Origin of the sequence: Bacillus cereus group sp. N8 (genome assembly GCF_016483685.1) — a bacterium.
GTDB lineage: Bacteria > Bacillota > Bacilli > Bacillales > Bacillaceae_G > Bacillus_A > Bacillus_A proteolyticus.
On sequence record NZ_JAEHBK010000070.1, the window covers coordinates 1 to 9375 of the forward strand.

Below are 9375 nucleotides of genomic sequence, written 5' to 3' on the forward strand. Positions count from 1 at the left end.
CATCTATAAACGATAATAAAATACTACGTGAAAAGATCGCATTTTGTATAAAAATATCCCTTAAGTTGATGGGTGTGTGGTGCTACCCCATCGCTATCAAGCTAAAAGAACGAGAATAAATACGAGCAAAATGAAAAAAATTTCGTTCTGGGGGTGGTATGAGATTTTAACTTCAAGAATAGTCTACATCCTTAAGTTGATGGAAGTTTGGTAGTATTCCTTTTAAGTAGACATTGTAAAAAGACTACATTATACCTTCGGAGGCTTTGCAACAGAACCTGTTCCCTTCTAGTTCATACAGGGTTTTACTTTTACTAAAATGAGTATCTTGCCACTTTGAGTAGGCTTGTTTACTCATTCCTTTAAGGTACTTTTCAGCCTTACTTCGAGTTTCTTGTTTTGAAATGGCGTGCATAGCTGTTTCGGCTGCATAGGAATCAGTTGGCTGACCTGAAAATACATAAAATAACAATTACTCATCTTTATCCCTTTTTGTTATAGCACATTTAAATCAAGCGATGTTTTTAATGTGCTGTATATTTGAAATTATCAAATATTAATTTAAAAATATTCCTATATATGTTAGAATATAGTTTGCAATATCTGTTTTTATAGTAAATTTTTATATTAAATATCTATCAATATTAGGTATTAAAAACTGTGCCACAATTATGTAATAAATATGTATAACTAAATCATTTTTATATAAAGGAGGTATATAATGTTAAAAAATAGTGAGGAGAAATTCATAAAGTTCCAGGTTCCAGATATTATATTTACTGTTTTAATTGTATTATCCGCTCTTATAACTTTTAGAATTAGCCAATATTTGTACATAACCTATTTATTATTAGGGGCTATGTTTATATTTAGAGGTATAAGGGACTTTAAGTTAAATAAATCCTTGGTATTGGCTAGCATTGAGTTGATACTAGGTCTTGCTTTAAGCATATATATACTAATTAATAATTTAATTTTCTGAATATACACTTGAGTTTATTGACTTATAAAGTTATGTTATTATCAACTGCACCAATTTCTTCATCTGCAGCAAGTCAATCCACCAACTACCGAGATCGTCAATAATATGCAGTACAATAGACAATGTAAATTTTAAAACTCCAGAAACAACAAAATTTAAAACTATTAAAGTTCAATAAAAATAAAAAAACAGCTCAAATTTAAAATATTGAGCTGTTTTTTTATTTTTATTGTTTTTTGTAGGTAAATTGTAAAAGTGCTTGACCTGCTTCCTCTAAATAATCCAACTGAAAGCACAACTGCAGAATACATAAAATGATACTTTTTCATTTTAAACCCTTTTTTGTATTTTAAATCAAACGATATTTTTAATAACAGTAGATAAGAGCCCTGCCTATCCTGTAGCGATGCAAGAGTTGAAAGAAGAGAAACATATGCCTAAAGGAAAACAACTAAGGCTAGTTAGATATCTCAATAATATAGTGGAACAAGATTATCGTTTTATCAAGAAACGTGTGTGTTCTATGTTGGAATTTAATTCGTATAAAACAGCAACTTCTATATTAAGTGGTGTGGAAGCCTTGCATATAATAAAAAAGGGACAAATTGATTTACAGAATCAATTTGTCCAAAATTAGGAAGAGTACATCCATCGAGTGTTTGGACTTATAGCATAAATTACAATTCCGTTAGGAATCTACTATCATCCATCTTCTTCATATTTGCACCAGAACCATATTTTTTATGCTTGCCATTTTTTAATTCTTGGCTAATCTTTTGACAAATAATCTCTACAACAATCATAATTAATGTTCTTAAAAATATTAATTATTAAGATCCTACATTAATATTATAGTTTAAACTCCACTTATGATGTCCATTTGCATTACTTAAATCAATAGTTGCCCCCGGCCCGAATTTAAATGAGTAATTAGGTTGCCCCCAACCATGTACGAAACCAGCGCTGATATTAATTTTTGAATCTTTATATTGGGTAGGAATGGAAATTTTTTGAGAAGTGTAAACACCTCTGGAAGTAGAATTATTTATTTCTGGTATTTTCCATTGGGTTCCATATATACTTGATCGATCCGCTTTTAAAGTTTGCTCAAATTCATCACCAGCAAACCAAGATTGACGAGCTGAATCCGTATTATCTAAAGCTTTTGCTTTATCTCCCCACGTAATTCCAAGTGTATCATTCCCTCGAATACGGGGCATTTCGTTCCAAAATTGACTTGAAAATACCTGATAAACGTAATTAGAACCTTGTTCCCCCTGATATATGGCAAATAAATTAAAATTTTGGCCTTGGTCCGTCAACACTGAAGGGGGATCCATATATTGGATAGCATTACTCTTTTTTAAATTTCTATTTAAAATTTCATTTATATCTTCTGTCTCTATGTTTTTTATTGATTCTTTATTATGATCACCAATAATATATTTATTTCCTTTTAAATTTGTATATTCATGCTCTTTTTCTAAAAATTCTAAAGAGGCTTTTTTCCCTCCCGCTTTTGCTATGTCCTTTTTTAACTGGCCGTTCATTTTTGAAATCTCATCTTGTGAGAATCCCATCTCATTTAAAATATGATCAATTTGCTCAACTTTCAAATTTTCTAAAGATTTTACCCCTTTAATTCTACCATCGTGAGTTTGTACAATTTCGAATTTCTCATTTGAATTAGGTAAATTAACTTCTGCGGATGCAGGATTGGTGAAAACTAAACCTATCCCTATTCCCATTACCATCATAGAACTTAATGTTTTTTTCATAAGTTTCCCTCCTGATATATAGCCTCAAAATTATTATAAAGAAATAGACATCATCTTAAGTGTTTTAAATCAACTTTAAGATATTCGGATAAAGACTCTTAAATTATCGCAAACTATTTAGGCGTGAAAATCATTAATTAATTTTAGACGGTAATAAACACAGCCTCCATAATTAAAGATGAAAGCTGTGTTTATACTAGTAAAAAAACAAAGAAACTTGGATTATATTAACTATTTGGTAAAGCGATTTTATAAACAGAACCTGTCATTTCTCCTCCAAGCGGTTGGTTTCTTGCTTCATCTTTATATAAACGTGTAATAGTGAATTGTAACCAATTTGTAGTTAAAGGATTTGCTTCATATAATTCATATTCATAGTAATAAATATCAAGTAAACCTGCCTTTGCTCCTCCCATAGCAAGTATTAAAGCTGCAACTGGACATTTGGTTACAGCAGAAATACCCGCAGCTGTTACTGCTACAGAGTCTCTTAATGGTCTTGTGCTGCCATACAATTTACCCATATATGTAAACTCCTGCCCTCCTCGATTATACTGAGGACCCTTGTCCAATCCATTAAGTGTACGGGGTTGTCCTTGTAACATACTATTCATATTCAAGTCTTCGATTAATTCACCATCGATAGTTAATTCGTTAGTCATTTTATTAAACTTAACAATACTATCCTTTCCGTTTTCTTGAACTTTAATAGTTCTAAATTCTGTTGTTTCTAACACATTGAAATTCACATTACCTATTGTACTTTCTTGGATTATGTTTTCTTGAATATCTTGGTAGTTGGTAGATTGAGTTGCTGCCGAAGAAGAAATAGGTGCAGCCGATAATAACATGACAGCCGCTAACGAACTAGTTACAATTTTTTTATTCATAATACCCTCCGATTATTCTGTATTTTTACACTAAACATATTATTCAGTGTATTCGATGTAAATTATATACATATAAACTAAAAATTGTAAATGTTTTTTGGGAATTTAATTATTTACGACTACATATACACTCAAAACAAGGCCAAATAATAATTAACTAGTAATTACTAGAAAAGGCTTCTTTAACTTCAATTCTCTTATTCCTCTATAACCAAACATGATGTCTAGTAAAAAATAAGTTATATGCAAATATTCACTAAATCAACAAGTTAACAAGAGCTGATAATAAAATAAGAACCACAAATATAATTTCTTAAATTTTGTACACATCAATTTTTCATCTCTAGTTTTAATCATACGTATAACTTCTAGAATAAAAAAATTAATTAATTTAGATTTAATTATCACATAGCAATATCAAGACGAGTAACTGCTAACCTTGTGATTATCTATTAAATTAGCAATATATGAAATCCCCTTTTAAAACTCTAAATATTTCTAAAATTTTACAAATCTCAGAATAAAATATGTAAATATTTAGAAAAGTGTGCTATGTTATAAAAGTTGTTGCTTTATGGAAAAAATACACAGGAGGAATTTGAATGAAAATAAAGTACTTATTATCATCTGTGGCTGCAATTTTTATAGGTTTATCTCTAAACCAACCTAGCAATACGTACGCTGCAGAAACAGATACCCACACCATTTCAAAACAAGAAGCACAAAGTAAAGCTGAAAAATATCTTAAAGGAGTGAGTAAACAAGCCAACTCAAAGTGGCAAGATACTCATTTTAGTGAAAGTAAAACACTGTACGATCTAGAAGGACATGTTACTGGATACCTATTTCAAATACAAAAAAATAATGAAGATCTTGGATATATCATTGCGGATAGTAAGAACGATAGTTCTTCGATCTTAGAATCTACTAGAGAAGGTTCTAATCCTTACAAAAATATTGAAGAGGGAAAAGCTATATATACTGGACCACTGTATCATCTAAAAAAAGAAAAAGATAAGGTAATCAATATCCATACTGATCAAGCCATAGATATAGATCAGGCGAAAAGTATGCAAATAGATAAAGAAAAACAACATCAACTTCAACCTCACACATACAATGCACCCCAGATGAAATTAAACTCACAAGAACCGGATTATAAAGAACACAATATTAGTAATGTGCCTGATTACACCTGGTATCATGGCTGTTCTCCAACAGCAATTGCAAACTTAGTGGCTTATTGGGGACAAAATGGATACAATAATTTATTTCGAAGTAATGAAAATTCTAATCAATTAATTGATAATTTAGGAGCCGCAATGGGTACAGATTCAGCTGGTAGCACTTTTGAATCTAGAATGAAGCCAGGGCTTGAACAGTATTTTCAGAGTCGCGGGTATAATCCTGTAATTGGGTATGATGAGAAACCTACTTATGAAAAATACATAAAAGAAATCGATTCGGATAGACCGATAATAATAAACACCCTTGCGGAACCTTATTATGGGAATCATACAATGACTGGAATTGGTTATATGCAACTATATCTTCCTGAATCAAATGAAAACTTTCGTGACATAGTAGTGCACGATACATGGAGTGATTCACCAACAGATGCATATGTAAATTATGATAAATCTGCAAAATATTTTAGTAGTTATATTACTGTTACACCATTTTCTTTACTTGATGTTCCTAAAAATCATTGGGCTTATAACGAAATTACTTATATGATTCAGAAGAAATTTATGAGTGGGTATGGAAATGGTTATTTTGGTCCAACTGATAATATTACGAGAGAACAATTAGCAGCTGTTTTATATAGATATCTAAAACCACAAGATACAACTAATAATCCGTTTACTGACATAAATGATAATCCGTTTAAAAAGGAGATTTTAGCATTAACAAAGATGGGGATATTTAGTGTAAATCCAGAAAAAAAATTCAACCCAAAAAATACAACAACAAGAGCTGAAATAGCATCTGTATTAACAAAATCATTTGATTTGAAAGTAAAGGCTCCCTACGAATTTGATGATATGAAAGGGCATTGGGCAAATGAATATGTAAAGGCTCTTTATAGTAACGGGATAGCTAGTGGTACAGGTGGTAAAAATTTCAGTCCTTACGCTTCTGTCACAAGAGAACAAATGGCTGTGTTTTTATATAGAGCAATCAACCTAAATCCTAATTTTATGCCAAATCCTATTTAAGCTTAAAATGAAGTTAGTTTAATAAAAAGTCTATACATCCTTAAAACATTGAAAACCAAACGATAAAAGGAGCAAATTAATTTGCTCCTTTTTTACTTGAATTCCACATGCAATTTTGTGCCGATAATTCCAAAAGTCACTTTACGGGGGAATGGATTTTTCCCTGTTGAAGCAGCACGCATACAAGAAAGTACCCAATATTCAAGTTCTAAAGGTAAGCGGATAATTGAATGCTACCATTATTAATTTTTTACTGATATGATCGTTGTATTTACCCTGGTTGTAACGAAACCGTCTGTTGTTATCATTGCTACTGCATCATTATTATGAAAACCAGCACTTAATACCTCGTAAATCATTCCATCTTTTTTATTGATAATCATAGGTATATTTAAATAGGGAAAGTTATTTATATCATTATGAATAACTGGTCTTGCTGTATTCTTTCTTATCTGATTCCCTTGCATTTTATACACTCCTTTATAACAATTCAAACCTGATCACTTAAATCGGTTCTATTTTACGTTTATTATATTAGAAAATCGTAGTGGCATCTTATTATAAAAAGCATCGGTACATATGACAGCACTATTTTGCTGGTCAATATCAACAACAGTCATATAGTTAGAGAGCAAATAACCATCTTCATAATAGGCCTCACCATATCAAAAAAAGAAAATTGTACGTTTAGACACAATTTGGACACCATTAACCCGTTTTACTATATGTTAAGAGGTATTTGTTCAGAAAATCTTATGTTTATGGACAGAGGATAAAACTCAATAATATCAACGTTTCCTAGCTATAATCGTGTTCTTGAAGTGTGTAAATAAATCAATGTTCAATTAAATTTAGGGTTTTATCTTTTTGAACATGCACTCTTCTTTAAAAAACACTGTAATGATAAGGGTTTGTAGTCCTTAGCGTACAATTTTCTTTTTTTGATATAGTGACCCCTAATAACATTTACTATATGTCAATCCGAAGAACAAAAAGAACTTGTAGGAATCCCTACAAGTTCTTTTTAGTTTAAGGTGAACATACGGGACAAACAAACTATCATCATAGAAACTACAGGGGTAATGCTTTGACAAGTATATTATATAACAAATATTAACATCCATAGGTTTTAATTTTGAAAATTATGTGAATTAAGAAAATAGAACGGTATATGATTTTTTCTTACTAAAAAATCCATTTAGTTATTTCGTATAAATAACTTTAAATTAATATCTACATCATAATAAATTAGTAAAATTATAAGTATAGGTAGATAGAGAAGAATATAGTATTCTTACAGAAACAAATGTACTTATAATCAGTAATAATTTATATATATAAAATGGAAGTATAGTTATGTTCACCTATAAACTATAAAAGCAGACATTTGTTAACTATTTCTATTTTCGTTTATTTTGTTACCCTTTATCATCTCTTTAAAACAAATAAGATGCTAAACCGAACACAACAGCGCCTAATACAGTAATCCTATATACATGTTAGGAATCAAATGTCCATTTTGTCAATTAATGTGTAATTTCTATATAACAAAGAAAAAACACCCGTTTTAGATGCTATTAAGTCTTTTCTATAATATAAACCAATGTCTTGTTTGATGGTGCTACCCCTATATATAAATGTTATTATAGTTGGAGATCCAGTATTGATGATTAAAACTGAAATAATTATTTTGATGGAGTTGATGTATTGTTCTATAAAGTTTTAAACATGTTTAGTATTATAGATTTTAAGAAAGAAGAATTTGAATTAATACAAAAAAATATAAAAGAATCTAGAGGATACGTATCTTATGTTGATATCAAAAAAGGGACAAGAAAGAACAATCCTAGATATGAAAAATATTTAGCAATCAAACAAAATCTTTATAGTCACTATGCGCCGCGTAGACCTATAGAACAAAAGAGTGGCTTTAAACATATGTATATATCTCTAGATTCTAAGGATTCTGATAAAGAAAAGTTAGAAAAAATAAAGGCTAAATATGGAATACTTAACGATTACATAATTGAATATGAAATACTCAACGGTGAAATTGAAGGAGAATATATTGCAAAGCATATATATAAGCCTCTTGAATATGTAGCATACGAAAAGTTAATTAGTATGGATGATAATTTGATGAGACTCGATAAGGCAAATTTAAGAGATGAATTTATAATGAACAACTATAAACGTTTTTTACTGCTTCCTTTTTTAATAAAGGATGGGGATAATTATACGGAGGCCTATGTGATTGCAAACATATATAAAGAAGGAGTTATTACGCTACAAGTTACTTTATCTTTTGAACACGACAAAGTAATAGCAGTATCAGATAATTCACCTAGACAGCAAATAATACCGGAGGTACATTTTTATAAGTCAAAACAGAGTTACAATACCCATGATTATTGGGAAAAAGATATTCAAAAGAATATAACGATTGATCATATTATGCGTCATTGCATCCAACAATTATGCGAATTATGTAAAACCGAATTTAAAGAAAATAATTATGAACGGAAAATCACCTGGATATTTGGTGATTATGAGATGAATAAAAGAGCAAATCATCAAGAGTTTATAGAAAAGAATAAAAAGCTATATGTGAGTCATCTTGAAAATTGTGGTAAACAATTTATTGATATGATGCATTCAGATGATATTGATAAAGTATTACAAGAATCCAAAGTTTTTAATCTTAGAGAGTTAGTATATATGTGTAATTCTACATTTTCAATAATTAGTAATGGCTCTAGGATTTATCGTACATATATAGAAAAAAACCTTAAGCAAGAGGAAAATCATTTAAAAAAGATGAGAGTTTATGATGACCGAATATTACAAATTTATAAAGACCTTACTTTAAAACAAATGTTTGATTTTATAAGATTTTACGAATTAAGCTTGATCAAGAAGCATTATGTTGGCCAATTGCTTAGTGGTATGTCCGAGAAAAGTGTTAAGACTACCAGAGATTATAATTTATTAAGAAGAGATTTTAATTTCTTAAAATTAGATTATAACGAGGAAATTTTGTTTAAAGATGAAGGAACGGCAAAAGTTCTGTATAGCGATATATTGGATAAAACTAATACGTCTTCATTACTTACTAAAGCCGAAGAACTATTTAAAAACATACGAGAAGATGTTCTAAATCACAAAGAGATGGAAGTTAAGTCAAACGAGACAATAATTCTCATTATTTCATCCATAATAGCAGTAGTTTTGGGTTATAATGGTATAAAATTAATTGTAAATGACATATTAATGAATCTACCGTTTATAGGGGAATTCGTCTCGCTTCATCCTTTACGTTATACATTAGGGATATGGGGCTTTTTAGTATTCATCATGATTTATTTAAATATAAAGCGATGGTTTAAGAATCAACAATGATATCTTCTTATTTATCAAACATCCTGTATTTGTATAGTGATAATAAAGTTATTGAATTTTGATTAAAAAAGATAAGAGCCTTACTACATTCTATATGCAGCAAGGCT

At 29.8% G+C, this 9375-nt stretch carries 4 protein-coding genes and 3 pseudogenes; 3 read left to right on the forward strand and 4 right to left on the reverse strand.

Annotation, left to right across the window (positions count from 1 at the left end; genetic code table 11):
- Positions 1–1349: 1349 nt before the first annotated feature.
- A pseudogene (locus JDS80_RS29830) lies at positions 1350–1619 on the forward strand (DDE-type integrase/transposase/recombinase); the annotation flags it as partial.
- A gap of 193 nt (positions 1620–1812) precedes the next feature.
- Here JDS80_RS29830 and JDS80_RS29835 read toward each other — a convergent pair.
- Positions 1813–2760: a hypothetical protein gene (locus JDS80_RS29835; protein ID WP_199640716.1), complete on the reverse strand. Its 948-nt coding sequence runs from the start codon at positions 2758–2760 to the stop codon at positions 1813–1815.
- Positions 2761–2987: 227 nt separating this feature from the next.
- Positions 2988–3650, reverse strand: coding sequence for a hypothetical protein (locus tag JDS80_RS29840; RefSeq protein WP_199640717.1), 663 nt, complete (start codon positions 3648–3650; stop codon positions 2988–2990).
- 602 nt (positions 3651–4252) lie between these two features.
- Here JDS80_RS29840 and JDS80_RS29845 point away from each other — a divergent pair.
- Complete coding sequence (locus tag JDS80_RS29845; RefSeq protein WP_199640718.1) at positions 4253–5869, forward strand: S-layer homology domain-containing protein; 1617 nt, start codon at positions 4253–4255, stop codon at positions 5867–5869.
- Positions 5870–5961: 92 nt separating this feature from the next.
- Here JDS80_RS29845 and JDS80_RS29850 read toward each other — a convergent pair.
- Positions 5962–6336: pseudogene (locus tag JDS80_RS29850) on the reverse strand (hypothetical protein).
- Positions 6337–6384: 48 nt separating this feature from the next.
- Positions 6385–6522, reverse strand: a pseudogene (locus JDS80_RS29855) (YolD-like family protein); the annotation flags it as partial.
- A gap of 1054 nt (positions 6523–7576) precedes the next feature.
- Between JDS80_RS29855 and JDS80_RS29860 the strand changes: the two are divergent.
- A complete protein-coding gene (locus JDS80_RS29860) occupies positions 7577–9268 on the forward strand; it encodes a hypothetical protein (RefSeq protein ID WP_199640719.1) in 1692 nt (563 codons plus the stop codon).
- Positions 9269–9375: the final 107 nt, after the last annotated feature.

Coding starts and splice junctions, on each gene's coding strand:
- JDS80_RS29835 (WP_199640716.1), bottom strand. CDS start 2,760: ATGAAAAAAACATTAAGTTCTATGATGGTAATGGGAATAGGGATAGGT.
- JDS80_RS29845 (WP_199640718.1), top strand. CDS start 4,253: ATGAAAATAAAGTACTTATTATCATCTGTGGCTGCAATTTTTATAGGT.
- JDS80_RS29840 (WP_199640717.1), bottom strand. CDS start 3,650: ATGAATAAAAAAATTGTAACTAGTTCGTTAGCGGCTGTCATGTTATTA.